Annotated in this window: 18 protein-coding genes; 7 read left to right on the top strand and 11 right to left on the bottom strand. The window is 66.0% G+C overall.

Features of this window, described 5'->3' with window-relative positions; all coding sequences use genetic code 11:
* Positions 1-139: 139 nt before the first annotated feature.
* The 7 genes from HV793_RS22710 to HV793_RS22680 all read right to left on the bottom strand — a co-directional run bounded on the left by HV793_RS22710 (position 140) and on the right by HV793_RS22680 (position 9446).
* Positions 140-1099 carry a FecR domain-containing protein gene (locus HV793_RS22710; protein WP_119450935.1) on the bottom strand — a complete coding sequence of 320 codons (960 nt, stop codon included), beginning with the start codon at positions 1097-1099 and terminating at the stop codon, positions 140-142.
* Entirely contained in the window at positions 1092-1625 is a 534-nt protein-coding gene (locus HV793_RS22705; RefSeq protein ID WP_082400675.1) for a sigma-70 family RNA polymerase sigma factor, read from the bottom strand. Before HV793_RS22705 ends, HV793_RS22710 begins: the two co-directional genes overlap by 8 nt.
* Before the next feature lie 110 nt (positions 1626-1735).
* The gene (gene zapE / locus HV793_RS22700) at positions 1736-2827 is read right to left on the bottom strand and encodes a cell division protein ZapE (RefSeq protein ID WP_175213973.1); all 1092 of its coding nucleotides are present in this window, start codon (positions 2825-2827) and stop codon (positions 1736-1738) included.
* A gap of 76 nt (positions 2828-2903) precedes the next feature.
* Entirely contained in the window at positions 2904-4331 is a 1428-nt protein-coding gene (gene lpdA, locus HV793_RS22695; protein ID WP_054450768.1) for a dihydrolipoyl dehydrogenase, read from the bottom strand.
* A 117-nt stretch (positions 4332-4448) separates the two neighbouring features.
* Complete coding sequence (odhB, locus tag HV793_RS22690) at positions 4449-5678, bottom strand: 2-oxoglutarate dehydrogenase complex dihydrolipoyllysine-residue succinyltransferase (protein WP_054450766.1); 1230 nt, start codon at positions 5676-5678, stop codon at positions 4449-4451.
* Between the two features lie 101 nt (positions 5679-5779).
* Complete coding sequence (locus tag HV793_RS22685) at positions 5780-8647, bottom strand: 2-oxoglutarate dehydrogenase E1 component (protein ID WP_054450764.1); 2868 nt, start codon at positions 8645-8647, stop codon at positions 5780-5782.
* 328 nt (positions 8648-8975) lie between these two features.
* A complete protein-coding gene (locus HV793_RS22680; protein WP_054450761.1) occupies positions 8976-9446 on the bottom strand; it encodes an Lrp/AsnC family transcriptional regulator in 471 nt (156 codons plus the stop codon).
* Positions 9447-9627: 181 nt separating this feature from the next.
* Here HV793_RS22680 and HV793_RS22675 point away from each other — a divergent pair, with 181 nt between their 5' ends.
* From HV793_RS22675 to HV793_RS22660, 4 genes are all read left to right on the top strand, one after another.
* Positions 9628-10644, top strand: a complete 1017-nt coding sequence (locus tag HV793_RS22675; protein ID WP_175213972.1) for a 1-aminocyclopropane-1-carboxylate deaminase — start codon at positions 9628-9630, stop codon at positions 10642-10644.
* A gap of 303 nt (positions 10645-10947) precedes the next feature.
* Positions 10948-11892 (top strand): allantoinase PuuE, encoded by a 945-nt coding sequence (gene puuE, locus HV793_RS22670; RefSeq protein ID WP_175163661.1) that lies wholly within the window; start codon positions 10948-10950, stop codon positions 11890-11892.
* A gap of 11 nt (positions 11893-11903) precedes the next feature.
* Positions 11904-13667 carry a 2-oxo-4-hydroxy-4-carboxy-5-ureidoimidazoline decarboxylase gene (gene uraD / locus HV793_RS22665; protein ID WP_175213971.1) on the top strand — a complete coding sequence of 588 codons (1764 nt, stop codon included), beginning with the start codon at positions 11904-11906 and terminating at the stop codon, positions 13665-13667.
* A 6-nt stretch (positions 13668-13673) separates the two neighbouring features.
* Entirely contained in the window at positions 13674-14906 is a 1233-nt protein-coding gene (locus tag HV793_RS22660; RefSeq protein WP_175213970.1) for a M20 family metallopeptidase, read from the top strand.
* 31 nt (positions 14907-14937) lie between these two features.
* On the opposite strand, the gene HV793_RS22655 is transcribed toward HV793_RS22660, so the two are convergent.
* Positions 14938-16986: an OPT family oligopeptide transporter gene (locus HV793_RS22655; protein ID WP_054450752.1), complete on the bottom strand. Its 2049-nt coding sequence runs from the start codon at positions 16984-16986 to the stop codon at positions 14938-14940.
* A 224-nt stretch (positions 16987-17210) separates the two neighbouring features.
* On the opposite strand from HV793_RS22655, the gene mdeB reads away from it, so the two are divergent.
* From mdeB to HV793_RS22640, 3 genes are all read left to right on the top strand, one after another.
* Positions 17211-19892, top strand: coding sequence for an alpha-ketoglutarate dehydrogenase (gene mdeB, locus HV793_RS22650; RefSeq protein ID WP_175214070.1), 2682 nt, complete (start codon positions 17211-17213; stop codon positions 19890-19892).
* Between the two features lie 190 nt (positions 19893-20082).
* Positions 20083-22380, top strand: coding sequence for an NADP-dependent malic enzyme (locus HV793_RS22645; RefSeq protein ID WP_054450748.1), 2298 nt, complete (start codon positions 20083-20085; stop codon positions 22378-22380).
* Between the two features lie 134 nt (positions 22381-22514).
* Positions 22515-22967: a DUF2214 family protein gene (locus tag HV793_RS22640; RefSeq protein ID WP_054450746.1), complete on the top strand. Its 453-nt coding sequence runs from the start codon at positions 22515-22517 to the stop codon at positions 22965-22967.
* A 24-nt stretch (positions 22968-22991) separates the two neighbouring features.
* Here the strand turns inward: HV793_RS22640 and HV793_RS22635 are convergent, their stop codons facing one another.
* The 3 genes from HV793_RS22635 to HV793_RS22625 all read right to left on the bottom strand — a co-directional run bounded on the left by HV793_RS22635 (position 22992) and on the right by HV793_RS22625 (position 25796).
* A complete protein-coding gene (locus HV793_RS22635) occupies positions 22992-24104 on the bottom strand; it encodes a hypothetical protein (RefSeq protein ID WP_175213969.1) in 1113 nt (370 codons plus the stop codon).
* Positions 24105-24205: 101 nt separating this feature from the next.
* On the bottom strand, positions 24206-25516 hold the full coding sequence (locus HV793_RS22630) for a citrate synthase (RefSeq protein WP_013392312.1): 1311 nt from the start codon (positions 25514-25516) through the stop codon (positions 24206-24208).
* A gap of 19 nt (positions 25517-25535) precedes the next feature.
* Positions 25536-25796 (bottom strand): succinate dehydrogenase assembly factor 2, encoded by a 261-nt coding sequence (locus HV793_RS22625; RefSeq protein ID WP_013392311.1) that lies wholly within the window; start codon positions 25794-25796, stop codon positions 25536-25538.
* Positions 25797-25860: the final 64 nt, after the last annotated feature.

Raw genomic sequence — 25860 nt, 5'->3', positions numbered from 1 at the left:
GCGGCCGGCAGACAAGGGGGCGCGCAAGCGCGAGTGAGATGAAGCGGACACAAAACTCTCCCTGTACGGTGGTATCTATCCCTGCCTTCCGTACGGGATCGGAAAACCTGCAAGCCGCAGGCAAAAAAATTTGTAACGCTCAGGCCTCGCGCGGACCGACCTGCAGCCAATACTGCGTATGCCGCGTCACGCGGATGGGCAAGGCGGGCTCCAGTGCCTTGAGCGCACGCTCGGCGTCATCCAGCGGAAATACGCCCGACAGCCGCAGACCGGCCACCGCCGGATCCACCCGGATCATGCCCAGGCGCTGGCGAGCCAGGTATTGCGCGAAGTAGTCCAGGCGCCAGTCCTTGGCCACCACCAGCCCGTCGGTCCAGGCCAGCCGGTCGGGATCGGAGGCAAGACGGCCGACTTCGCCATGCTCGGAGAATTCCAGGCGCTCCCCGGCTTCCGCATGCGTAGCCACGCCGCCGCGCAGTAGCGTCACGCTGCCTTCGTACACGCCCAAGCGCGCGCCTGCGGCGGTGCGCCGCAGGTCAAAGCGCGCCCGTTCGGCGCGCAGTTCGCCATGCCCGGTATCCACGCGCAGAGCCGCCATGGCGGGCCGCATTTCGGTCCGCACCAGCACTTCACCGCGCAACAGGTCCAGGCCGCGGGCATCGTCCTGCAAGTGCAGGCGCACCGCGCTGTCGCTGTTCAAGGTGATGTGCAATCCATCAGCCACCGCAACGGCCAGCCGTTCGCCTGTGCCGGTGCTGAGGTCCGCCGCCAGTCGCTGCCACGGCGTATGCCGGTAGCCCGCCCAACCGGTAAAAGCCGTGCCGCCAACAGCCAGCAATCCGCGCAATACCGTGCGACGGCCGGCCGATCGGGGCGAGGACGATGCAGAACGCGTCAGCGCGTCATGCGCCAACGCCGCCGGCACGCGCCGCGCATCCTGACTGATGCGCTGCAAGCGATCCCACGCGCAGCGATGCGCGGGATCCTGCGCCAGCCATGCCTCGCAGGACTGCCGCTCTGCCGCACCGGCCAGGCCGGATTGCAGCCGCACCCACCAGGCGATCGCCTGGTCGGCGACGGGGTCCGCGGCGCTAGTCATCAAAGGCCGCGTAGCACGCGGTCATGGCGCGCACCATGTATTGCTGCACCGAACTCAAGGAGACTTCAAGCCGCTGGGCGATCTCGGGATAGGTCAGCCCGTCGAGCTGCGACAGCAGGAACGCGGAACGCGCCTTGGGCGGCAAGCCGTCCAGCAGACGGTCCAGCCGCGCCAGCGATTGCAGTTGCTCGGTCTGCTCTTCGGGGGACGGCGCATAAGCCTCGGGTATGGCGGCCAGGTAGGCGAGATAGGCCCGTTCCAATGCCGCATGCCGCTGGTGGTCCACCACCAGGCCCTTGGCAATGGTGGTCAGCAGTCCGCGGGCTTCGCCGGCGCGCACCGCCTTGCGGCCCTGGATCACGCGCAGAAACACGTCTTGCGCCAGGTCTTCGGCCCGGTGCTCGCAGCCAAGCCTGCGGCGCAGCCAGCCGAACAGCCAGGGGCGGTGATCGCGGTACAGGCCATCGACGGGCGCGGCGGAAGGGTCGGTGCGCGCGGCCGATGCGGACAAGAGGGTGGAAGACACGTTGGAAACTGCGGTGCTGGACCAGAAGTCTCCAAATCTTAATTGATAATGACTTGTATTACCAATTTCAACCGCGATCTGCCCGGAAAATTCGGACAGATGCGGCGCGACTACAACGACACGGTGTGGCGGCGTTCCGATTCCAGGTACTCGCGCGACTGCATTTCCAGGATGCGCGAGACCGTGCGGTGGAATTCATTGGCCAGCGCGCCTTCCGTGTAGATCTCCTCGGGTTCGCACTCGGCGGACATGATGAGCTTGACGCGGTGGTCATAGAACACGTCGATCAGCCAGGTGAAGCGGCGCGCCTCCGAAGCCTGCCGCGGTCCCATGCGCGGCACGCCCGACAGGATCACCGCATGGAAGCGGTTGGCCAACTCCAGATAATCGTTCTGCGAACGCGGCCCGCCGCAAAGCGTGGCGAAATCGAACCACACCACCGATCCGCCCATCGCCAGCGCGCGGATCTCGCGGTGCTCGATATGCAGCACCGGATCCTGGGGCGGCGTGTCGGCCAGGCTGTCGAATGCTTCCTGCAATGCTTTCTGGGCGCGCTCGTCCAGCGGCGTGTGATAGCACTGCACCTGTTCCAGCGAGCGGCGGCGGTAGTCCACGCCGGCGTCCACGTTCATGATGTCCATGCGCGCCTGGATCAGCTGGATCGCGGGCAGGATGCGGTCGCGGTGCAGGCCGTCCGGATACAGGGTCGAGGGCTCGTAGTTGGACGTCATCACGAAGGACGTGCCGTACTCGAACAGCTTGAACAGCAGCCGGTGCAGGATCATCGCGTCGGCCACGTCGGACACGTGGAACTCGTCGAAGCAGATCAGGCGGTAGCGTTTGGCCACGCGCCTGGCCACTTCGTCCAGCGGATCCTGCATGCCCTTCACTTCTTCGAGTTCGCGGTGCACGCCGCGCATGAACTCGTGGAAGTGCAGGCGCGTCTTGCGCACCACGGGCACGGTGGCGTAGAAGGCGTCCATCAGGAAGCTCTTGCCCCGCCCCACTCCGCCCCACAGGTACACGCCGCGCGGCACGTCGGGGCGGTTCAGCAGCTTCTTCAGCGCGTTCGAGCGCATCGACTTGAACTTGACCCATTCGTCGAAATAGCGCTGCAGCCGGTCGATCGCCTTTTTCTGGGCTTCGTCGGGCTTGTAGCCGCGTTCGGCCAGGGCGTGTTCGTAGTATTCGCGGACGTTCATGTGGGAGCAGGAAAAGCAGAATGAAAAAAGGGCGGATCCGTGAACCCGCCCCCGTCTTGCATCGGCTATGCGCGTATCAGAAGTTCAATGCGCGCTTGTCCACGGCCAATGCGGCTTCCTTCACGGCTTCCGACAGCGTCGGGTGCGCGTGGCAGATGCGGGCGATGTCTTCGGCTGCGCCACGGAATTCCATGATGGTCACGGCTTCCGAGATCAGTTCCGAGGCCATCGGGCCCACGATGTGCACGCCCAGGACCTCGTCGGTCTTGGCATCGGCGATCACCTTGGCAAAGCCGGTGGTGTCGCCCAGCGCGCGGGCGCGGCCGTTGGCCAGGAAGGGGAAGCTGCCAGCCTTGTACTCGCGGCCCTCGGCCTTGAGCTGCTGCTCGGTCTTGCCGACCCAGGCGATTTCCGGCGAGGTGTAGATAACCCACGGCACGGTGTCGAAGTTGACGTGGCCGTGCTGGCCGGCGATGCGCTCGGCAACCGCCACGCCTTCTTCCTCGGCCTTGTGCGCCAGCATGGGGCCGCGCACCACGTCGCCGACTGCCCAGACGTTCGGCAGGTTGGTCTTGCAGTCGCCGTCCACGGCGATGAAGCCGCGCTCGTCCAGCTTCAGGCCCACGGCGTCGGCGTTCAGGCCGCCGGTGTAAGGCACGCGGCCGATCGAGACGATCAGCTTGTCGACCACCAGCTTCTGCTCGGCGCCCTTGGCGTCGACGTAGGGCACGGTGACGGACTTGGCGGTCGCCTTGATCTCGCCGATCTTGACGCCCATCTGGATGTTCAGGCCTTGCTTGGTGAAGGCCTTCAGGGCTTCCTTGGCCACCTGGCCGTCAGCGGCTGCCAGGAATTCCGGCATGGCTTCCAGGATGGTGACTTCGGAACCCAGGCGGCGCCACACGCTGCCCATTTCCAGGCCGATCACGCCGGCGCCGATCACGCCCAGCGTCTTCGGCACGGCGCCGATGTTCAGCGCGCCGTCGTTGGACAGCACGACCTTTTCGTCGAACGGCAGGCCGGGCAGCTCGCGCGCCGACGAACCGGTGGCGACCACCACGTGCTTGGCAACCAGGTCTTCCTCGGCGGTGCCGGCGACCTTGATGGCCCAGCCGCCTTCAACCTGGCCGGCGAACGCGCCCTTGCCATGGAAGAACGTGACCTTGTTCTTCTTGAACAGGTACAGGATGCCGTCGTTGTTCTGCTTGACCACCGTGTTCTTGCGGCCGATCAGCGTGTCGAGCTTCAGGCTGACGCCCTTGACTTCGATGCCGTGCTCGGCGAAGTGGTGATTGGCTTGTTCGTAGTGCTCGGACGATTGCAGCAGCGCCTTGGACGGGATGCAGCCGACGTTGGTGCAGGTGCCGCCGGGAGCCGGGCCGCCTTGGCCGTTCTGCCAGGCGTCGATGCAAGCCACCGACATGCCGAGCTGCGCGGCGCGGATGGCGGCGATGTAGCCGCCGGGGCCCGCGCCGATGACGACGACGTCAAATTGTTTGGACATAGTGTTCTCGCGATGAGGTATTGAGTGGAGCACGCCCCGCCCTGCGGGCCGGCAATAAGCCGGCCAGGGCGCCGCAAGACCCAGGGGTCGGGTGGGCGCCGGGCCGGGGCGTCGAGATTACAGGTCCAGCAACAGGCGCTGCGGATCTTCCAGGGCGTCCTTCATGGCGACCAGGCCCAGCACGGCTTCGCGGCCGTCGATGATGCGGTGGTCGTAGGACAGCGCCAGGTAGTTCATCGGGCGGATGACGATCTGGCCGTTTTCAACCACGGCGCGATCCTTGGTGGCGTGCACGCCCAGGATGGCCGATTGCGGCGGGTTGATGATCGGGGTCGACAGCATCGAGCCGAACACGCCGCCGTTGGAGATCGAGAACGTGCCGCCGGTCATTTCTTCAATGCCCAGCTTGCCGTCAGCGGCGCGGCGGCCGAAGTCGGCGATGGTCTTTTCGATGTCGGCGATCGACAGCTGGTCGGCGTTGCGCAGGATCGGCACAACCAGGCCGCGCGGGCTGCCGACAGCGATACCGATGTCGAAGTAGCCGTGGTAGATGATGTCCTTGCCGTCGATCGAGGCGTTGATCAGCGGGAACTTCTTCAGCGCGGCAACGGCGGCCTTGACGAAGAACGACATGAAGCCCAGCTTGATGCCGTGCTCTTTCTCGAACTTGTCCTTGTACTTGTTGCGCAGGTCGATGACGGCCTGCATGTTCACTTCGTTGAACGTGGTCAGGATCGCGTTTTCCTGTTGCGATTGCAGCAGGCGCTCGGCGATGCGGGCGCGCAGGCGGCTCATCGGCACGCGCTGTTCCGGACGGCCGTCCAGCGACAGCGTCGGGGGCGCGACCGGAGCGGCGGCCTTGGCCGGAGCGGCCTTGGCGGGAGCGCTGGCGGCCAGGGCATCGCCCTTGGTCACGCGGCCGTCGCGGCCGGAGCCAGCCACGGAAGCGGCGTCAACGCCCTTCTCGGCCAGGATCTTGGCAGCAGCGGGCGAAGCCACGCCGGCGGCAGCCGACGAAGCGGGAGCGGCGGCCGGAGCGGCAGCGGCTTGCTCGGCGGCCTTGGGCGCTTCGGCGGCGGGCGCGGCGGCGGCAACGGCGGCCTTGCCGGCGGTGTCGATGCGAGCCAGCACTTCGCCGGAGGTGACGGTGCTGCCGTCGCCCTTGACGATTTCAGCCAGCACGCCCGAAGCGGGAGCCGGCACTTCCAGCACGACCTTGTCGGTTTCGACTTCGATCAGGATTTCGTCCGCTTCAACGGCAGCGCCCGGCTGCTTCTTCCAGGTCAGCAGCGTCGCTTCGGAGACGGATTCGGAGAGTTGGGGGACGACGACGTCGGTAATAGCCATTTTGTTTGTTCCGTAAAGTTTGTGTTCTGGTCGCGCTGCGCGGCAAGCTTCGAATCGGAATTCCAGAAACCTGCGCGCGCGGCGCGTGCATCAAGCGAGTGTTACTTCGTCAACATGACCTTGAACTTGGGCGCGAAAGCCGTTTCGATCAGGGCCTTCTGCTGCTCCTGGTGCTTGGCCAGGTAGCCCACGGCCGGCGATGCCGACGCGGCGCGGCCGGCGTAACCCAGCTTCTGGCCTTCGACCATGTTCTCGTACACGTGATGCTGAACGTAGAACCAGGCGCCCTGGTTCTGCGGTTCGTCCTGAACCCAGATCACTTCGGTTGCCTTCGGGTACTTGCGCAGTTCCGTTTCGAACGACTTGTGCGCGAACGGATACAGCTGTTCGACGCGGACGATCGCAACGTTGTCGGCGCCACGCTCGCGGCGGGCATTGACCAGATCGTAGTAGACCTTGCCCGAGCAAGCCAGCACGCGCTTGACCTTGCTGGCGTCGATGGCCTCGTCGACCTCACCGATGACCGGGCGGAAGCTGCCGCCGGCCAGGTCGGTCAGGGGCGAACCGGCGTCCTTGTTGCGCAGCAGCGACTTGGGCGTGAACAGCACCAACGGCTTGCGGAACGGACGGATCATCTGACGGCGCAGCACGTGGAAGATCTGCGACGCGGAGGTCGGCTGGACCACTTGCATGTTGTTGTCGGCGCACAGCTGCAGGAAGCGCTCGATGCGGCCCGACGAGTGCTCGGGACCCTGGCCTTCGTAGCCGTGCGGCAGCATCAGGGTCAGGCCCGACTGGCGGCCCCACTTGGCTTCGCCGGAGCTGATGAACTGGTCGATCACGACCTGGGCGCCGTTGACGAAGTCGCCGAACTGGCCTTCCCAGATGGTCAGCGTGTTGGGCTCGGCGCTGGAGTAACCGTATTCAAAGCCCAGCACAGCCTCTTCGGACAGCACGGAGTCGATGACGGTGAACGGAGCCTGGCCTTCCGAGACGTTCTGCAGCGGAATGTAGGTGCCGTCGTTCCAGCGTTCGCGGTTCTGGTCGTGCAGCACGGCATGGCGGTGCGTGAACGTGCCGCGGCCCGAGTCCTGGCCGGTGATGCGGATGGCGTAGCCCGAGGACACCAGGGTCGCGAAGGCGAGGTGTTCGCCCATGCCCCAGTCCAGGTTCATTTCGCCCTTGGCCATGGTGCGGCGGTCGTTCAGCAGCTTGGCGACCAGCGGGTGCACCGTGAAGCCTTCCGGCACGCTGGTGATGCGTTCGCCGATGCGCTTGAGTTCGGCCAGCGGCACGGCGGTGTCGGCCTGGTCGGTCCACTTGGCGCCCAGGAACGGCGACCAGTCGATGGCGTACTTGCTCTTGTAGTCGGTCAGCACCGGTTCGATGGTGCGCTGGCCGTCTTCCATCAGCTGGCGGTAATCCTTGACGAGCTGATCGGCTTCGCCGTCGGCCAGCACGCCTTGCGTGGTCAGCTTGTCGGCGTACAGCTTGCGCGTGCCGGGGTGATGGCCGATGCGCTTGTACATCAGGGGCTGCGTCAGCGACGGGGTGTCTTGCTCGTTGTGGCCCAGCTTGCGGAAGCAGACGATGTCCACGACCACGTCGTGGCGGAACTGCAGACGGTAGTCCAGCGCCAGCTTGGTCACGAACACGACGGCTTCGGGATCGTCGCCGTTGACGTGGAACACCGGCGCTTCGATCATCTTGACCACGTCGGTGCAATACAGCGTCGAGCGCGAGTCGCGGGGGTCGGACGTGGTGAAGCCGATCTGGTTGTTGATGACGATGTGCAGCGTGCCGCCCGTGCCGTAGCCGCGGGTCTGGGCCAGGTTCAGGGTTTCCATGACCACGCCCTGGCCGGCGAAGGCCGCGTCGCCGTGCACCAGCACCGGCAGCACTTGCTTGCCTTCGGCGTCGCCGCGGCGTTCCTGGCGGGCGCGCGCGCTGCCTTCGACCACGGGGTTGACGATTTCCAGGTGGGACGGGTTGAACGCGAGCGACAGGTGGACCGGGCCGCCACGGGTGGACAGGTCGCTGGAGAAGCCGTTGTGGTACTTCACGTCGCCGTCGGTCAGGCCTTCGGCGTGCTTGCCTTCGAACTCGGCGAACAGGTCGCCGGGCATCTTGCCCATGATGTTCACGAGCAGGTTCAGGCGGCCACGGTGGGCCATGCCGACCACGATTTCCTGGACGCCGTTTTCACCGGCGTGGTTCACCACTTCGTCCATCGAGGCGATGAAGCTTTCGCCGCCTTCCAGCGAGAAGCGCTTCTGGCCGACGTACTTGGTGTGCAGGAAGCGCTCGAGGCCTTCGGACTCGGTCAGCTGCTGCAGGATGTGGCGCTTTTCTTCGGCCGAGTAGGCGGGCGCGCCCAGGGTGGCTTCCAGGCGTTCCTGGATCCAGCGCTTGGCGGCGGGGTCGGAGATGTGCGTGAATTCGGCACCGATGCTGCGGCAGTACGTGTCGCGCAGCGCCTTCAGGATGTCGCGCAGCGTCATCGTGCTGGCGGTCGTGAAGTAGGTGTTGGTGGCCGAGTAGGTCTGGTCCAGATCGGCTTCGGTCAGGCCGTAGAAGGCCGGATCGAGTTCGGGGATCGGGGGACGTTCCTGGCGCTTGAGCGGATCCAGGTCGGCCCAGCGCGAACCCAGGGAGCGGTAGGCCGCGATCAGCGACTGCACCGAAACCTGCTTGCTGGCCACGGTCAGGTCGGGTTCGGCCGCGCGTTGCACGAAGGCATTGGCCTTGGCGCGCTGGGCGAACGATTCGACGATGGGAGCGTGGGCCTGGTCGCGGGTGGATTCCTGGCCGTCGGTAGCGGGAGCGTGTTGCAGCTGGTCGAAGTATTCGCGCCAGTTGTCAGGTACCGAACCGGGATTGTCGAGGTAGGCTTCGTAAAGCTCCTCAACATAAGGGGCGTTACCCCCAAAGAGATAAGACGTGGATAGAGATTCTATTTCCGAAGACATATCGCTTCACCTTTACGAGTGCTTCACTCGACACGATGCAGGAAAACCTTCCGCGACACGGGCTTCCCGTTAGGCGGATAGCAGGGGCAGAAGGCGCGTACAAGCCTTAAAAGCCGTATGGGATAAGAGTATAGCCCTTTGAGTTTAAGGACGTCTTCTTGCGTTTGCGTGACGCAAAAGCGCATTCGGAATGCCGTCATGCAGCATTGGAATGTCCAGGCAACCCCTTCCATTGCGCCGTCTACTCGCATTCAATTTCCGGCAACCCAAAATGCCGCGCCGCATCATTTTCACTGGCAGAAATTGCAGTGTTGCGCATTAGCCTCGTTCATACGGGCAATTCGGTGGTCGACAGGATCTCTTTCAGGACGAAAAAGGTGCGGATCTGGCGTACGCCGGGCAGCTTGATGATCTCGCCCGCATGCAGCTTGTTGAAGCGTTCCAGATCACGGATGCGCAGCATCAGGAAGTAGTCGAACTCGCCGGCCACCAGGTGGCATTCCAGGCAGCCGCTGATGCCGCGCGCCGCGGCTTCGAAATCGGTGAAGGATTCCGGCGTGGAGCGGTCCAGCACCACGCCCACGATGACCAGGGTGGCCATGTCCACTTCCGCCGGCTCCAGCAGGGCGACAGTCTTGCGGATGACGCCCTCGTTCTTGAGCTTTTCCACGCGGCGCAGGCAGGCGGCCGGGCTCAGGTGGACGCGCGCGCTCAGCTCCAGGTTGGTAATCTGCGCGTCCTGCTGCAGCACGCGCAGGATGTGGCGATCGATGCGGTCCAGCTCAGAATTTGCCGGCATTTGATACGTCCCTGAAAATTAAATTTCGATCAAAAAGCCAATCAGGAAATATTAAATATAAATCTGGACGTTTATTTAATTATTTTCCATTTAAATAATAAAAATACGCAATTGACGGCAAATCCTTGAAATTCCTATGATTTTTCCATCCGCGCCACCCGGCCCGGCCCAGGAGAGTCCCATGGATCTGCAACGATTTCCGCGCCATCGCCTGACCTTCGGCGACACCCCCATCGAAAAGCTCGAGCGCCTGTCCGCACATCTGGGCGGCAAGGTCGAGATCTACGCCAAGCGCGAAGACTGCAACAGCGGCCTCGCGTTCGGCGGCAACAAGCTGCGCAAGCTGGAGTACCTGATCCCGCAGGCGCTGGAACAGGGCTGCGACACGCTGGTCACCATCGGCGGCATCCAGTCCAACCACACCCGCATGGTGGCTGCGGTGGCCGCCAAGCTGGGCCTGGCCTGCGTGCTGGTGCAGGAAAACTGGGTGGACTATTCAGACGCGGTCTACGACCGGGTCGGCAACATCATGATGAGCCGCCTGATGGGCGCCGACGTGCGTCTTGTGGACCAGGGGTTCGACATCGGCTTTCGCCGCAGCTGGGAAGAGGCGCTGGAAGACGTCCGCAAGCGCGGCGGCAAGCCCTACGCGATTCCGGCCGGCGCATCCGACCATGAACTTGGCGGCCTGGGCTACGTCGGCTTCGCCGAGGAAGTGCGGCGCCAGGAAGCCGAGCTGGGCTTCAAGTTCGACTACATCGTCGTCTGCGCCGTCACGGGCAGCACGCAGGCCGGCATGGTGGTGGGCTTTGCGGCGGATGGCCGCGCGGACCGCGTCATCGGTATCGACGCTTCGGGCACGCCCGAGCAAACCCGCGCGCAGATCCTGCGCATCGCGCGGCGCACGGCCGATATGGTCGGACTCGGGACTGCCATCGAAGAGCGCGACGTGGTGCTGGACACCCGCTATGCCTATCCGGCCTACGGCCTGCCCTCGGCCGAGACCAACGAGGCCATCCGCCTCTGCGCCCGGCTCGAGGGCATGATGACCGACCCGGTCTACGAAGGAAAATCCATGCAGGGCATGATGGACATCATCCGCCGCGGCGAGATTCCGGCCGGTTCGCGGGTTCTGTATGCGCACCTGGGAGGGGTGCCGGCGATCAACGCCTACAGCTTTCTCTACCGCAACGGATAAGGGCGCCTACGGCGCCTTCGGCTGGCCTTGCGGCGACTTGCGCTGAAAGTCCAGCCTTGCCCCAGGGCTTGCCAGCCCTGGCCGCCAGCGCCCATGATGAGCGCAGGAAGCGCAGCCCAGCCGGCGTGTCCGCCGGCTGGGCTTTTTTCCGTGGCCGGACCTTCCCGACACATCGCCTCCGCAAAATTATGTACATAGTTTGTATACAAAACTAGGATTTCCAGCTATGGTGCTGATCATCAGGAAGTCGTCCGCCCACCCACGCCCGGCCGCCGCGCGCCGTTGCACTCCGCCCGCCTGTCCATGACCGTCTACGATTCCACGCTCCCCTACCCCCGCGACCTGGCCGGCTACGGCCGCAATCCGCCGCATGCCCGATGGCCGGGGCAGGCGCGCATCGCGGTGCAGTTCGTGCTGAATTACGAGGAAGGCGGCGAAAACAGCGTGCTGCATGGCGACGCCGGGTCCGAACAGTTCCTGTCGGAAATGTTCAACCCCGCCAGCTATCCCGAGCGCCACCTCAGCATGGAAGGCATCTACGAGTACGGCTCGCGCGCCGGCGTCTGGCGCATCCTGCGCGAATTCGAGAAGCGCGGCCTGCCGCTGACGGTGTTCGGCGTCGGCATGGCCTTGCAGCGCCACCCCGAGCTGACCGCCGCCTTCGTCGAGCTGGGACACGAAATCGCCTGCCACGGCTGGCGCTGGATCCACTATCAGCACATCGACGAGGCCACCGAGCGCGAACACATGCGCCTGGCCATGGACGCGATCACGCAATTGACCGGCAGCCGTCCGCTGGGTTGGTACACCGGACGCGACAGCCCGCGCACGCGGCGTCTGGTGGCCGACTACGGCGGCTTCGAGTACGACAGCGACTACTACGGCGACGACCTGCCCTTCTGGATGCGCGTACAGAAAACGGACGGCAGCGTCGTGCCGCAACTGATCGTGCCCTACACGCTGGACTGCAACGACATGCGCTTCGCGCTGCCGCAGGGCTATTCGCACGCAGATCCCTTCTTCCAGTACCTGAAGGACAGCTTCGACGCGCTCTACGCCGAAGGCGACGAGGCCCCCAAGATGATGAGCATCGGCATGCATTGCCGCCTGCTGGGCCGGCCCGGCCGCATCACTGCGCTGCAGCGCTTCCTGGACCACATTGCCAGCCATGACCGCGTCTGGGTCTGCCGGCGCCTGGACATCGCGCGCCACTGGAAGACGGCGCATCCCTACACCCCCAACGCCTGAACAGGACGGCCATGGCCCACACCCTAGCCCAACTCAATGCGGCAGCGCCCGCGGACGCCGCCGCCATGCTCGACGGCCTGTACGGCCGCGCGCCCTGGATCGCCGAACGCGCGCTTGGCCACCGGCCGTTCCGCTCGCTGGCCGACCTGGCGCAGCGCCTGCGCCGCGCCGTGAACGACGCGGATGCCGATGCCCGGACGGCGCTACTGCGCGCCCATCCCGAGCTGGCAGCAGGGACGCCCCAGGACGCGGATTCGGCGCGCGAACAGGACCTGGCCGGATTGGCCGCGTGTACGCCCGCCGAATCTGCCCGCCTGCAAGCGTTGAACGCCGACTACCGCGCCAGGTTCGGCTTTCCCTTCGTGCTGGCCGTGCGCGGCCCGCGCGGCGCCGGCATGACGCGCCAGCAGGTGATCGACGAGTTCACCCGACGCCTGGACAACCCGCCGGACCTGGAGTTCGATGAGGCCCAGCAGCAGTTGCACCGCATCGCCGAGATCCGCCTGCGCGATGGCTTCGGCGCCGAACCCGCCATCGGCAACGACATCTGGGACTGGGGCGAGCAACTGGCCGTCCACAGCGATCCCGGCTACGCCGAAAAAGGGCAGCTCACCGTCACCTACCTGACCGAAGCCCACCTCGCCTGCGCCGGACTGTTGTCGCAATGGATGCGCGACTGCGGCTTCGACGAGGTCGGCATCGACGCGGTCGGCAACGTGGTTGGCCGCTACCTGGCCGCCAGCCCCGACGCCCCCACGCTCATGACGGGCAGCCATTACGACACCGTGCGCAACGCCGGCAAATACGACGGCCGGCTGGGCATCTTCGTGCCGATGGCCTGCGTGCGCGAACTGCGCCGCCAGGGCAAGCGCCTGCCCTACCACCTGGAAGTCATTGGCTTCGCGGAAGAGGAAGGCCAGCGCTACCGCGCCACCTTCCTGGGCTCGGGCGCGCTGATCGGCGACTTCAAGCCGCAATGGCTGGACCAGCAGGACGTCGACGGCGTCAGCATGCGCGACGCCATGGCGCAAGCCGGCCTGCGCAGTGAAGACATTCCCACGCTCAAGCGCGACCCTGCCCGCTATCTGGGCTTCGTCGAAGTCCACATCGAACAAGGGCCGGTGCTCTACGAAATGGGGCTGCCGCTGGCCGTGGTCACGTCCATCAACGGCTGCGTGCGCTACCAGGTGCGGATCCACGGCCTGGCCTGCCACGCCGGCACCACGCCCATGAACCGCCGCCGCGACGCCGCCACCGCCACGGCCGAACTGGCCTTGTACGTAGAGCAGCGCGCCGCCCGCGACGGCGACTCGGTCGGCACCATAGGCATGCTGGAAGTCCCGGGCGGCTCGATCAACGTGGTGCCGGGAGAATGCCGCTTCAGCCTGGACCTGCGCGCGCCCAGCGACGCGCAGCGCGATGCGCTGGCGCATGACGTGCTGGCCGAACTCGAAGCCATCTGCCAGCGCCGCGGCCTGCGCTACACGCTGGAAGAAACCATGCGCGCCGCCGCCGCGCCCAGCGATCGCGCCTGGCAGCAGCGCTGGGAACGCGCCGTCGACGCGCTGGGACTGCCCGTCCACCGCATGCCCAGCGGCGCCGGCCACGACGCCATGAAGCTGCACGAGGTCATGCCCCAGGCCATGCTGTTCGTGCGCGGCCAGAATTCCGGCATCAGCCACAACCCGCGCGAATCCACCTCCAGCGACGACATCCAGCTTGCCGTGCTGGCGTTCCTGAACCTGCTCGACGACCTTGCCCACGACACCCAATAGCCGACCATGACCGACTACGCCCGACTCGACGCCTGGATTGACGCCCACTTTGACGAGGAAGTCCGCTTCCTGCAGGAGCTGGTGCGCGTGCCGACCGACACGCCGCCCGGCAACAACGCCCCGCATGCCGAGCGCACGGCCGAGCTGCTGCAAGGCTTCGGCCTGCAGGCGGAAGCCCATCCCGTGCCCGCCGAGGCCGTGCGGGACTATGGCCTGCAATCGATCACCAACCTGATCGTGCGCCGCGAATACGGCGCGGGCGGCCCGCGCGTGGCGCTCAATGCCCACGGCGACGTGGTGCCGCCGGGCGAAGGCTGGGAACATGACCCCTACGGCGGCGAGATCGACGACGGCAGCCTGTACGGCCGCGCCGCCGCGGTCAGCAAGAGCGACTTCGCCAGCTACACGTTCGCCCTGCGCGCGCTGGAAGCCGTCGCCCGCCCCAGCCGCGGCGCCGTCGAACTGCACTTCACCTACGACGAGGAATTCGGCGGCCTGCTCGGCCCCGGCTGGCTGCTGTCCCAAGGACTGACCAAGCCCGATCTGCTGATCGCCGCGGGTTTCAGCTACGAGGTCGTAACCGCCCACAACGGCTGCCTGCAAATGGAAGTGACGGTCCACGGCAAGATGGCGCATGCCGCCATCCCCAGCAGCGGCGTGGACGCGCTGCAAGGCGCGGTTGCCATCCTGAACGCGCTGTACGCGCAGAACGCACGGTACCGGGAAATCCGCTCCAAGGTGCCGGGCATCAGCCACCCCTACCTGAACGTGGGCCGCATCGAAGGCGGCACCAACACCAATGTGGTGCCAGGCAAGGTGGCGTTCAAGCTGGACCGGCGCATGATCCCCGAAGAAAGCGCGGCCGAGGTCGAGGCCGACATCCGCCGCATCATCCGGGAAACCGCTGCTGCCGTGCCCGGCATCAGCGTGGACATCAAGCGCCTGTTGCTGGCCAATTCCATGCGCCCGCTGCCCGGCAGCCAGCCGCTGGTGCAGGCCATTCAGAAGCATGGAGAGGAATTGTTCGGCGAGCCCATCGCCGCCATGGGCACGCCGCTCTACACCGACGTGCGCCTGTACGCCGAAGCGGGCATTCCGGGCGTGATCTACGGCGCCGGACCGCGCACCGTGCTGGAATCGCACGCCAAGCGCAACGATGAGCGGGTAGTGCTGGAAGACCTGCGGCGCGCCACCAAGGTCATCGCCCGCACGCTGGCCGACCTGCTGGACGCCGCCTGAGGCGGCCGCCCGGCAGGACTGGCCAGGCGCTTCACGCCAGTTTCATCACCCGGCGCCAGAACAGGATCGCCACCGCCACGAAGACGGCCAACCCCAGGAACGAGGCCGTGTGCTCGAAGCCCGCGCCGGCGATCGCCAGCGGGGCTTCGGTGCCGGCCGCGCCGATGATGCCGGCCATCAGCACGCCGACCAGGCTTTCGCCCACGATCAGGCCCGAGGCGATCAGCACGCCGCGGCGATTGGCTGCGTCGGCGAACTGCTCGTAGGGCTTGCCGGCGGCGGCCGCGCGGCGGCGCAGGGCGCGTTCCAGCAGCCATGCCAGGACCGCGCCGACCACGATGGGCGCGGCGACGGTGGGCGGCAGATAGATGCCGATACCCACGGCCAGCACCGGAATCCGGGCCACGCGGCAGGTGCGCTTCATGATCTCGTCCACCACGATCAGGCCCACGCCGACCGCCATGCCGATCAGGATCATGGTCCAGTTGAGCTGGTGCGTGAAGATGCCGCGCGCGATCGCCAGCATCAGCGTCGCCTGCGGCGCGGACAGGGCCTGCGCCGGGTCCATGCCCTCGCGCGGCATGGCGTCGGCAAAACCGTAGGCGTTGTAAAGCAGTTCCAGCACCGGCGAAATCACTGCCGCGCCGGCGACGCAGCCGATCAGCAGGGCCACCTGCTGACGCCAGGGCGTCGCGCCCACCAGCCAGCCGGTCTTCAGGTCCTGCAGGTTGTCGTTGGAAATGGAGGCCACCGCCACCACCGCCGAGGTACTGAAGATCGACAGCGCAATCGCCATCTGCACGCCGTTCTGCGCGCCCAGCAATTCGCCGCCCAGCGCCAGCATCAGCAGCGACACCAGCACGATGGCAACGATGCCCACGCCCGAGATCGGGCTGGTCGACGAGCCCACCAGGCCGGCCATGTAGCCGCAGGCGGCGGCCACCAGGAAGCCGAAGACGAAGGCAAACAGCACGGCGTAGGCCACCAGCTTCCAGATGCCGGCAGGCGACAGCGGCGCGCCGGACAGGAACACCTGGAAGGTCACCACCAGGACCGCCACCAGCACCAGCGTCACGGCCGAGATCCAGCCGGCCGACAGGTCGCGCTCGGTGCGCGGCGCGCGTCCGGCGCGGGCCGCGCCCGCCTTGGTCAGCGCCGCGAACGAAGCCTTGACGCCGCGCGCCATCGGCATGAACAGCGTGGCCAGCGTCCAGATGGCGCCCACGCCGATCACGCCGGCGCCGATGAAGCGCACCTGCGAAGCCCACAGGCCGGTGGCGTACTTCGCCAGCGACGTGCCCGCCGGGATGTCGCCCATGGCGGTGAGGATGGGCACGGCGATGCCCCAGGAAATGATCAACCCGGTCAGCATGGCCAGGCCCGCGACGATGCCGATCAGGTAGCCCGCGCCCAGCAGCGCCAGCGAAAAGCCCATGGGCAGCCGGAACACCGCGCCGCCCAGCGCGAACCAGCCGCTGACGCTGTCTCCCAGCACGCGCAGTCCGCTGGCCGCGAAGCTGACCGCGGCGGCGACCACGCCGCCGGCCACGATGTCGCCCATGCCGGTCTCGGCCTTGGCTGGCGCGCGTCCGTTGTCCGCGGCCTCGTCCTGGGCGCGCTCGGCGCTGCCCACCCGCAGGATTTCAGCGGCAGCCACGCCTTCCGGATACGGCAGGTCGCTCTGCACCACCATCACGTGGCGCAGCGGAATGGTGAACATCACGCCCAGCATGCCGCCGGCGGCGCAGATGCCCAGCGTCTGCCAGAACGGGAAGCCCTGCCAGTGCCCCATCATGACCAGGGCCGGCAGGATGAAGATGATGGACGACAGCGTCCCGGCCGCGGAGGCCTGGGTCTGCACCATGTTGTTTTCGAGGATGTTCGCGTCCTTGAACAGGCGCAGGACGGACATCGAGATCACCGCCGCCGGAATGGCGGATGAGAACGTCAGGCCCACCTTCAGTCCGAGAAAGACGTTGGAAGCCGTGAAGATGACGGTGATGATTGCGCCCAGGAGGATGCCGCGGAACGTAAGTTCGGGCAACGTGACCTCTGCCGGGACGCTGATGGGTTGGGTCATTGCAGTTATTCCTATCTTGCCAGGCGCGAATTCTAGCGCCTTCGCGTCCACCTGGCGGTCACCCCTCTGATACGACCACCAAGCATATCCTCGGCAGAAGCTGCCGCAAGCGGTAAAACTTGCAAAAGATTATGCTGAATTTTCCGAAGTTTCCCCAGAATTTTGATCACCCATGCCAGGGGCTAGGGTCTAGCATGGACGTCAAACCAGGAGACGACAAGACCATGCGCGACGCCAGTTCCGCCCGCCCCGGGCAAGACATCCAGCACGACGCCGACCCCGCCGAAACCGCCGAATGGCGTGAGGCGCTGGAATCGCTGGTACAGGCGGAAGGTTCTGAGCGCGCGGGCTACGTGCTGGACAATCTGCTGGGTCATGCGGCGTCGCTGGGCCTGCGCGCCAACAGCCAGACCCGCACCGCCTACCTCAACACCATCCCCGCCGATCAGGAGCCGCCCTTCCCCGGCAACCTCGCCGTGGAGGAACGGATCGCCCGCATCAACCGCTGGAATGCGCTGGCCATGGTGGTGCGCGCCAACCAGGCGCATGGAGAGCTGGGCGGCCACATCGCCAGCTACGCCTCGGCCGCCGACCTGTTCGAGGTCGGCTTCAACCATTTCTTTCGCGCGCAGAGCCCGGACGGCCCCGGCGACCTGGTCTACATGCAGCCGCACTCGGCGCCCGGCGTGTATGCCCGCGCCTATCTGGAAGGCTTTCTGGGCGAAGAGGACCTGGCGCATTTCCGCCAGGAGATCACGGCTGGCGCGCGCGGCCTGCGCGGGCTGTCGTCGTATCCGCACCCGTGGCTGATGCCGGATTTCTGGCAATTCCCCACGGGCTCGATGGGCATCGGCCCCATCAACGCCATCTACCAGGCGCGCTTCATGCGCTACCTGGAGCACCGTTCGCTGATGCCCGGCGGCGACCGCAAGGTCTGGGGCATCTTCGGCGATGGCGAAATGGACGAACCTGAATCCATCGCCGCGCTGACGCTGGCCGCGCGCGAAAAGCTCGACAACCTGGTGTTCGTGGTCAATTGCAACCTGCAGCGCCTGGACGGCCCGGTGCGCGGCAACGGCCGCATCATCGACGAACTGGAAACGCTGTACGCGGGCGCCGGCTGGAATGTCATCAAGCTGGTCTGGGGCAGCGACTGGGACGCGCTCCTACGGCGCGACGCCAATGGCGCCCTGGCGCGCGCCTTCGCCAATACCGTGGATGGACAGTTCCAGACCTTCGCGGCCAACGACGGCGCCTTCAACCGCGCCCACTTCTTCAACCAGAATCCCGAACTGGCCGCCCTGGTGGCCGACTGGAGCGACGAAGCCATCGACCGCCTCCACCGCGGCGGCCATGACATGGTGAAGATCCACGCGGCCTACCACCGCGCCGTGCGCCATCGCGGCCAGCCCACGGTGATCCTGGCGCAGACCAAGAAGGGTTTCGGCATGGGCTCGGCCGGCCAGGGCAAGATGACCACGCACCAGCAGAAGAAGCTGGATGACGAGGCGCTGCTGGCCTTCCGCGACCGCTTCGCGCTGCCGATCTCGGACGCCGATTGCCTGGCGCTGAAGTTCTACCGCCCGGCCGAGGACAGCGCCGAACTGCGCCACCTGCAGGCGCGCCGCGCCGCGCTGGGCGGCCACATTCCCCGCCGCAATACCGAGACGCCGCGCCTGGCGCCGCCGGACGCGGAGCACTGGGCGCGCTTCGCGCTGGCCGCCGACGGCAAGGAAATGTCGTCCACCATGGCCATCGTGCGCATGCTCACCGCCCTGCTCAAGGACGCCAACGTGGGGCCGCGCATCGTGCCCATCGTGGCGGACGAGGCGCGCACCTTCGGCATGGCCAACCTGTTCCGACAGATCGGCATCTATTCCGCGCAAGGCCAGCTCTACGAACCCGAAGACATCGGCTCGGTGCTGTATTACCGCGAGGCGCGCGACGGCCAGATCCTGGAAGAAGGCATTACCGAGGCCGGCGCGATTTCCTCGTGGACGGCCGCGGGCACCAGCTATTCGGTCAACGGCCTGCCGATGCTGCCCTTCTATATCTATTACTCGATGTTCGGCTTCCAGCGCATCGGCGACCTGATCTGGGCAGCCGCCGATCAGCGCACGCGCGGCTTCCTTGTCGGCGCCACCTCCGGCCGCACCACACTCGGCGGCGAGGGGCTGCAGCACCAGGACGGCTCCAGCCACATCATGGCCGCCGCCGTGCCGAACTGCCGCGCCTATGACCCGGCCTATGCCTACGAGGTCGCCATCATCGTCGAGCACGGCATGCGCCGCATGCTGGATGAACAGCGCGACGAGTTCTACTACCTGACCGTCACCAACGAGAACCTGGCGCAGCCGGACATGCCGGCAGGCAACGACGTGCGCGAGGGCATCCTGCGCGGCATGTACCGCCTGCGGCCCGCGCGCGGGCAGGCCCAGGTGCGCCTGCTGGGCGCGGGCCCGATGCTGCGCGAGGCCGAACTCGCGGCGGAGCGCCTGCAGGCCGATTACGGCGTGGACGCCGAAGTCTGGAGCGTCACCAGCTTTTCCGAACTGGCCCGCGACGGCCGCGAAGCCGAACGCGCCCGCGTGCTCGGCCTTGCATCCGGCGCCGACTGGGTCCGCAGCTGCCTGGGCGCCAGCAACGCCCCGGTAGTCGCCGCCAGCGACTACGTGCGCGCCGTGCCGGAACAGATCCGCGCCTGGGTGCCCGCGCCCTACCGCACGCTGGGCACCGACGGCTTCGGCCGCAGCGATACCCGCGCCCAGCTGCGCGACTTCTTCGAGGTCAGCGCGGATTGGATCGTGCTGTACGCGCTGGACAGCCTGGACCGCCAGGAAGATGCCCAGGCGTTGCGCGCGCGCCTGAATGCCGGCGCGCGGCAAACGCCGCCTTGGGATAGATAGGATTGCAATCCGCAATGCAGCGAGGTTTTGCGCAAAATCGTCCATTCGCTGCAGCGCAACAACCAAGCACCCGCGCTTTCTGTTGAAATACGGGTGTTCCCAAGCATTTCCCAGAAAATACGGCGGGCCGCGAGCCCGCTTTTTGCAATCCCATTTCCTTTCCATTTAGCGCCCGCAAGGCCTGTATCCCATGGACGAAACCCTCACCAAAATGGCGTTGGACTACCACGCCTACCCCACCCCCGGCAAAATCTCGGTCACTCCGACCAAGACGCTGGCCAACCAGGACGACCTGTCCCTGGCCTACTCCCCCGGCGTGGCAGCCGCCTGCATGGCCATCTTCGACCAGGGCGATGACGCCGCCTCGAAGTACACCTCGCGCGGCAACCTGGTGGGCGTGATCACCAACGGCACCGCCGTGCTGGGCCTGGGCAACATCGGCCCGCTGGCCGCCAAGCCCGTGATGGAAGGCAAGGGCTGCCTGTTCAAGAAGTTCGCCGGCATCGACGTGTTCGACATCGAACTGGCCGAGAACGACCCCGACAAGCTGGTCGACATCATCGCCGCGCTGGAACCCACGCTGGGCGGCGTCAACCTCGAGGACATCAAGGCGCCCGAGTGCTTCTACATCGAGAAGAAGCTGCGCGAGCGCATGAAGATCCCCGTCTTCCACGACGACCAGCACGGCACCGCCATCATTTCGTCGGCCGCCATCCTGAACGGCCTGAAGGTCGTGAACAAGGACATCGGCAAGGTCAAGCTGGCCTGCTCCGGCGCCGGCGCCGCCGCCATCGCCTGCCTGGACCTGCTGGTCCACCTGGGCGTCAAGCGCGAGAACATCTACGTGGTGGATTCGCGCGGCGTGATCTGGGACGGCCGCGATGAAAACATGGAAGCCAACAAGAAGCGCTACGCGCAGAAGACCGACGCGCGCACGCTGGCCGACGTGGTCAACGGCGCCGACGTGTTCCTGGGCTGCTCGACCGCCGGCGTGCTGACCGCCGACATGGTCAAGACCATGGCCGCCAGCCCGCTGATCCTGGCGCTGGCCAATCCGGAACCGGAAATCCGTCCTGAAGTGGCCAAGGCCGCCCGCCCGGACTGCATCATCGCCACCGGCCGTTCGGACTACCCGAACCAGGTCAACAACGTGCTGTGCTTCCCCTTCATCTTCCGCGGCGCCATGGACGCCGGCGCGTCGCGCATCACGGAAGAGATGAAGCTGGCTTGCGTGAAGGCTATCGCCGAACTGGCGCAAGCCGAGCAGAACGACGAAGTGGCCCGCGCCTACGCCGGCCAGGAACTGTCGTTCGGCCCGGACTACATCATCCCCAAGCCCTTCGACCCGCGCCTGATCGTCCAGATCGCCCCCGCCGTGGCCCAGGCCGCCGCCGACTCCGGCGTAGCCGCCCGCCCCATCGAGGACATCGAAGCCTACCGCCAGAAGCTGATGGGCTTCGTGTACCACTCGGGCCAGCTGATGCGTCCGCTGTTCGCCCAGGCCAAGAAGGCGCCCAAGCGCGTCATCTACGCCGACGGCGAAGACGAGCGCGTGCTGCGCGCGGTGCAGACCGTGGCCGATGAGAAGCTGGCGTTCCCGATCCTGATCGGCCGCCCGGCCGTCATCGAAATGCGCATCAAGAAGTTCGGCCTGCGCCTGGCGGCCGGCCAGGACTTCGAGATCGTGGATCCGGAAGACGACAGCCGCTTCAACGAAACCTGGAACGCGTACTACCAGCTGAAGGGCCGCGAAGGCGTGACGCCGGCCATCGCCAAGGCGATGATCCGCAAGCACAACACGCTGATCGGCGCGATGCTGCTGCGTCGCGGCGACGCGGATGCCCTGCTGTGCGGCGTGGCCAGCAAGTACGACAACCAGCTCAAGTACATCGACGAAATCATCGGCAAGAAGGAAGGCCAGACCTACGCCGCCCTGAACGTGCTGATGCTGCCCGACCAGACGCTGTTCGTCACCGACACCCACGTCAATGAGAACCCGACGGCCGAGGAAGTCGCCAGCATCACCATCCAGGCCGCGGACGAAATGCTGCGCTTTGGCGTGGTGCCGAAGATCGCCCTGCTGTCGCACTCCAACTTCGGCAGCCGCGTGACGGAATCCTCGCGCAAGATGGCCGCCGCGCGCCAGATGGTGCAGGACCGCGCTCCCGACCTGGAAGTCGACGGCGAAATGCACGCCGACGCCGCCCTGTCGGAAAAGATCCGCGTCCTGGCCTACCCGGACAGCACGCTCAAGGGCCGCGCCAACCTGCTCGTCATGCCCACGCTGGACACCGGCAACATCACGTACAACATGCTGAAGATGACTGGCAGCAATGGCGTCGCGATGGGCCCGATCCTGCTGGGCGCGGCGCGCCCCGTGCACATCCTGACCACCAGCGCCACCGTGCGCCGCATCGTCAACATGACGGCGCTGGCCGTGGTGGACGCGCAGCAGGAAGCCGCCGAAGCCGCCAAGAAGCGCCGTTGATGATAGTCAGCCGCTGAGGCAATGGGCGCCCCTCGGGGCGCCCATTTTCATTGCGCGGGCTCATGCCGCCGCGATAGCCCGCCGGCACGGGCTGATGGTAAAAACCAAGTTCAACCTTGTTTTCTGGAGTCAACATGCTGGCCGACGCCTTGTATGCCTGGTTTCACTACCTGGCCATCTTCCTGCTGGTGGTGGTCCTGACCGCCGAAGCCGTGCTGCTGCGGCCCGATCTCACTGCCGCCGGCCTCAAGCGCCTGGTCATCTATGACCGCCTCTATGCGCTGAGCGCCGTGGTGGTGCTCATCACTGGTGTGCTGCGCCTGACGCTGGGCATCAAGGGCGCCGCGTTCTACATGAGCAATCCCTGGTTCCATGCCAAGATCACGCTCTTCGTCATCATCGGGCTCTGTTCGATCGCGCCGACGATGACCTTCCTGCGCTGGGCCAAGCAGTCGCGGCAGCAGCCGGGCTTCTTGCCTGCGGCCGCCGACATCAAGCGGGCGCGGCGCTGGGTCATGATCGAATCGCACCTGTTCATCTTCCTGCCGCTGTTCGCCGTGCTGATGGCGCGCGGCATCGGCGCGTAACACCCGCCCGCGAGGGCCGTGCGCTCAAGGGCAGGATGCGCGACGGGGGGCCTCGGGTTCCTCGTCGCCCACGACGAAGGTGGCGAAGTGGAAGACGCCCACCGTGTCGTTCCGGACCACGTCCACGACCTCGCCAGCCAAGGTCTGCATCACCGACATGCCTTCCGGCACGTCCGCCTGGCCGTCGCGTGTGGCGGCCTGGCCATTCCAGGGGCTCAGCACCAACACGCCCGGGAACGGCTCGCGCGCATCGCCGCGGCCGCGGCGCACCGACTTGACCTGGGTGCCGGCGGCATAGCTCACGCCGCCGAATCGCGTCGGGCAGGCCAGTTCCGCATCACTGACCCGCAGCAGGCGCCGCGCCTCGTCCAGGTACAGCCGGGGCTCGCTCAAGGGCAGCCCGAATATCCGGACCGCCATCGGATCCTTGACCTCGATGCGCCAGCGGTCCGGATCGCTCGAGCCATCGGTGTAGACCGTGCCGCCGGAGCCGTAGACGATGGAACCCGGCGCAAGGTCCAGGGTTTCGGCGCGGTTGCCCGGCCCCAGCACGCACTTGTCCAGCGCCCTCATCGCGCCATCGCGCGCCACCTCGAATTCGATGTCCTGCGTGGCGTCGCACTGCCAGCCCAGCACGGTCTGGCTGCCCGCGCCACGCAGGATGACGTTGCGCGGATAGCGGCCCCGCAAGGCGTAGGTTTCGTCGTCATAGTCCGAATTGAGATAGCGCCGCGCGCTCGACGCCTGCACGCCATACATGGCCACGGGCTGCGAAAATTCCGCTTCGAGATAGGTCTCCAGCTGCCCTTCGTCCTGCAGCTTCAGTCGAGTGCCCGCGGGCATGGCGATGCCGCCGACGGTCGTGACTTCCTGCAGCGTGACATTGCGGGCTGCCTCGGCACGGGCGCCCTCTCGCTCGATTTGCCAGATCACCGTCTGCACCCAGGCATAGAAGGCGAACGGCACGGCCAGCACGACGAACACCAGGGAAGAAGTCTTCCAGTACTTGCGCACCGTGCGGCGCGCGCCGCCGCTGGCGACCAGGACCACGGCCCAGGCCAGCAGCGCCAGACCGGCAAGAAAACCCAGGGAAACAAAAATGTAGAAGCCAGCAGAAGGCAGCGCTATCGGAATCATGGCAAGGATGGTACACGCCAAACCATCGCGCCGCGGCCACACGGCGTACAGGCAACAAAAAACCGCCCGAAGGCGGTTTCTTGTTCAAGCCAGACTGCGTATCAACGCTTGTCCATCGGGGGCACGTCGCGCGTGACCGAACCGGTGAACAGCTGGCGCGGACGGCCGATCTTGTAATCGGGATCCGACAGCATTTCGTTCCACTGGGCGATCCAGCCCACCGTGCGGGCCAGCGCGAAGATGGCCGTGAACAGCGAGGTCGGGATGCCGATGGCGCGCTGGACGATACCCGAGTAGAAGTCCACGTTCGGGTACAGCTTGCGCTGGACGAAGTACGGATCCGACAGGGCGATGCGTTCCAGTTCCATGGCCAGCTTGAACAGCGGGTCGTTTTCCAGGCCCAGGGCCGAGAGCACTTCCTTGCAGGTTTCCTGCATCAGCTTGGCGCGCGGGTCGTAGTTCTTGTAGACGCGGTGGCCAAAGCCCATCAGGCGCACGCCCGAGTTCTTGTCCTTGACCTTCTCCATGAACTCGCCGACCTTGGCGATGCCGCCGTTGGCTTGCAGCTCTTCCAGCATCTGCAGGCAAGCTTCGTTGGCGCCGCCGTGAGCCGGGCCCCACAGGCAAGCCACGCCGGCCGAGATGGCGGCGAACGGGTTGGTGCCCGACGAACCGCACAGGCGGACGGTCGAGGTCGAAGCGTTCTGCTCGTGGTCGGCGTGCAGGATGAAGATGCGGTCCAGCGCGCGCTCGACGACTTCGTTCACCTTGTAGTCTTCGCACGGCGTGGCGAACATCATGCGCAGGAAGTTGCCCGTGTAGGACAGGTCGTTCTGCGGGTAGATGAAGGGCTGGCCTTGCGAATACTTATAGGCCATCGCGACCAGCGTCGGCATCTTGGCGATCAGGCGGATGGCCGAGATGTGACGATGCTGCGGGTTCGTGATGTCGGTGGAGTCGTGGTAGAACGCGGACAGCGCGCCGACCAGGCCGGTCAGCACGGCCATCGGGTGCGCGTCGCGACGGAAGCCGCGCAGGAAGAAGTGCAGCTGCTCGTTGACCATCGTGTGATGGGTCACTTGCGAATCGAAATCGGCCTTCTGGTCCTTGTTGGGCAGTTCGCCGTTCAGGATCAGGTAGCAGATGTCCATGAAGTCGCAATTGACGGCCAATTGCTCGATGGGGTAGCCGCGGTACAGCAGTTCGCCCTTGTCGCCGTCGATGTACGTGATGCCCGATTCGCAGGCAGCGGTGGACATGAAGCCGGGGTCAAACGTGAACATGCCCGTCTGGCCGTACAGCTTGCGGATGTCGATCACATCCGGACCAACCGTACCCTTGTAAACAGGGAACTCAATGGGGGCGCTGCCATCCGAGAAGGATAGAGTGGCTTTTTTGTCAGACAGGTTCATGTTCATTCCTCTCAATTAATCAGAGCGCGCGCATCTGGCCAATGATGCTCCGAAGCCTGGGCGTGTCCAGCGCGCCCTCAAGCTCTTTGCGGGCCAGCAGCAGGTCGAGAAGGTCGTTGTCTCCCATCTCGAAAAGCTGCGTCAATGCGGCTACGTCATCATCGGTAAGCTCAGCCTCGTGGGCATCCAGATACCGGGTGATGATCAAGTCGTTTTCGAGCAAGCCGCGGCGCGCCCGCCAACGCAAGCGCGCCCGCTCCAATTCAGTTAGCTTGCTCATCCTTCTTTACACCTTTAAAAGCCCCCACGCCGCACCCGCTACGCGGGCTTGCTGCCCCCCTTGG

The organism is Achromobacter aegrifaciens (genome assembly GCF_902859965.1).
In the GTDB taxonomy this organism is placed as follows: domain Bacteria; phylum Pseudomonadota; class Gammaproteobacteria; order Burkholderiales; family Burkholderiaceae_B; genus Achromobacter; species Achromobacter aegrifaciens.
This window is presented reverse-complemented; position numbering and strand designations above follow the sequence as displayed.

Bases quoted from the DNA above. Each gene is read 5' to 3' on its own strand.
- HV793_RS22625 (WP_013392311.1), bottom strand. From the start codon at position 25,796: ATGAGCAAGCTAACTGAATTGGAGCGGGCGCGCTTGCGTTGGCGGGCG.
- odhB (WP_054450766.1), bottom strand. From the start codon at position 5,678: ATGGCTATTACCGACGTCGTCGTCCCCCAACTCTCCGAATCCGTCTCC.
- zapE (WP_175213973.1), bottom strand. From the start codon at position 2,827: ATGAACGTCCGCGAATACTACGAACACGCCCTGGCCGAACGCGGCTAC.
- HV793_RS22635 (WP_175213969.1), bottom strand. From the start codon at position 24,104: ATGATTCCGATAGCGCTGCCTTCTGCTGGCTTCTACATTTTTGTTTCC.
- lpdA (WP_054450768.1), bottom strand. From the start codon at position 4,331: ATGTCCAAACAATTTGACGTCGTCGTCATCGGCGCGGGCCCCGGCGGC.
- HV793_RS22680 (WP_054450761.1), bottom strand. From the start codon at position 9,446: ATGCCGGCAAATTCTGAGCTGGACCGCATCGATCGCCACATCCTGCGC.
- HV793_RS22685 (WP_054450764.1), bottom strand. From the start codon at position 8,647: ATGTCTTCGGAAATAGAATCTCTATCCACGTCTTATCTCTTTGGGGGT.
- uraD (WP_175213971.1), top strand. From the start codon at position 11,904: ATGGCCCACACCCTAGCCCAACTCAATGCGGCAGCGCCCGCGGACGCC.
- HV793_RS22640 (WP_054450746.1), top strand. From the start codon at position 22,515: ATGCTGGCCGACGCCTTGTATGCCTGGTTTCACTACCTGGCCATCTTC.
- HV793_RS22630 (WP_013392312.1), bottom strand. From the start codon at position 25,516: ATGAACCTGTCTGACAAAAAAGCCACTCTATCCTTCTCGGATGGCAGC.
- HV793_RS22645 (WP_054450748.1), top strand. From the start codon at position 20,083: ATGGACGAAACCCTCACCAAAATGGCGTTGGACTACCACGCCTACCCC.
- mdeB (WP_175214070.1), top strand. From the start codon at position 17,211: ATGCGCGACGCCAGTTCCGCCCGCCCCGGGCAAGACATCCAGCACGAC.
- HV793_RS22675 (WP_175213972.1), top strand. From the start codon at position 9,628: ATGGATCTGCAACGATTTCCGCGCCATCGCCTGACCTTCGGCGACACC.
- HV793_RS22710 (WP_119450935.1), bottom strand. From the start codon at position 1,099: ATGACTAGCGCCGCGGACCCCGTCGCCGACCAGGCGATCGCCTGGTGG.
- HV793_RS22655 (WP_054450752.1), bottom strand. From the start codon at position 16,986: ATGACCCAACCCATCAGCGTCCCGGCAGAGGTCACGTTGCCCGAACTT.
- puuE (WP_175163661.1), top strand. From the start codon at position 10,948: ATGACCGTCTACGATTCCACGCTCCCCTACCCCCGCGACCTGGCCGGC.
- HV793_RS22660 (WP_175213970.1), top strand. From the start codon at position 13,674: ATGACCGACTACGCCCGACTCGACGCCTGGATTGACGCCCACTTTGAC.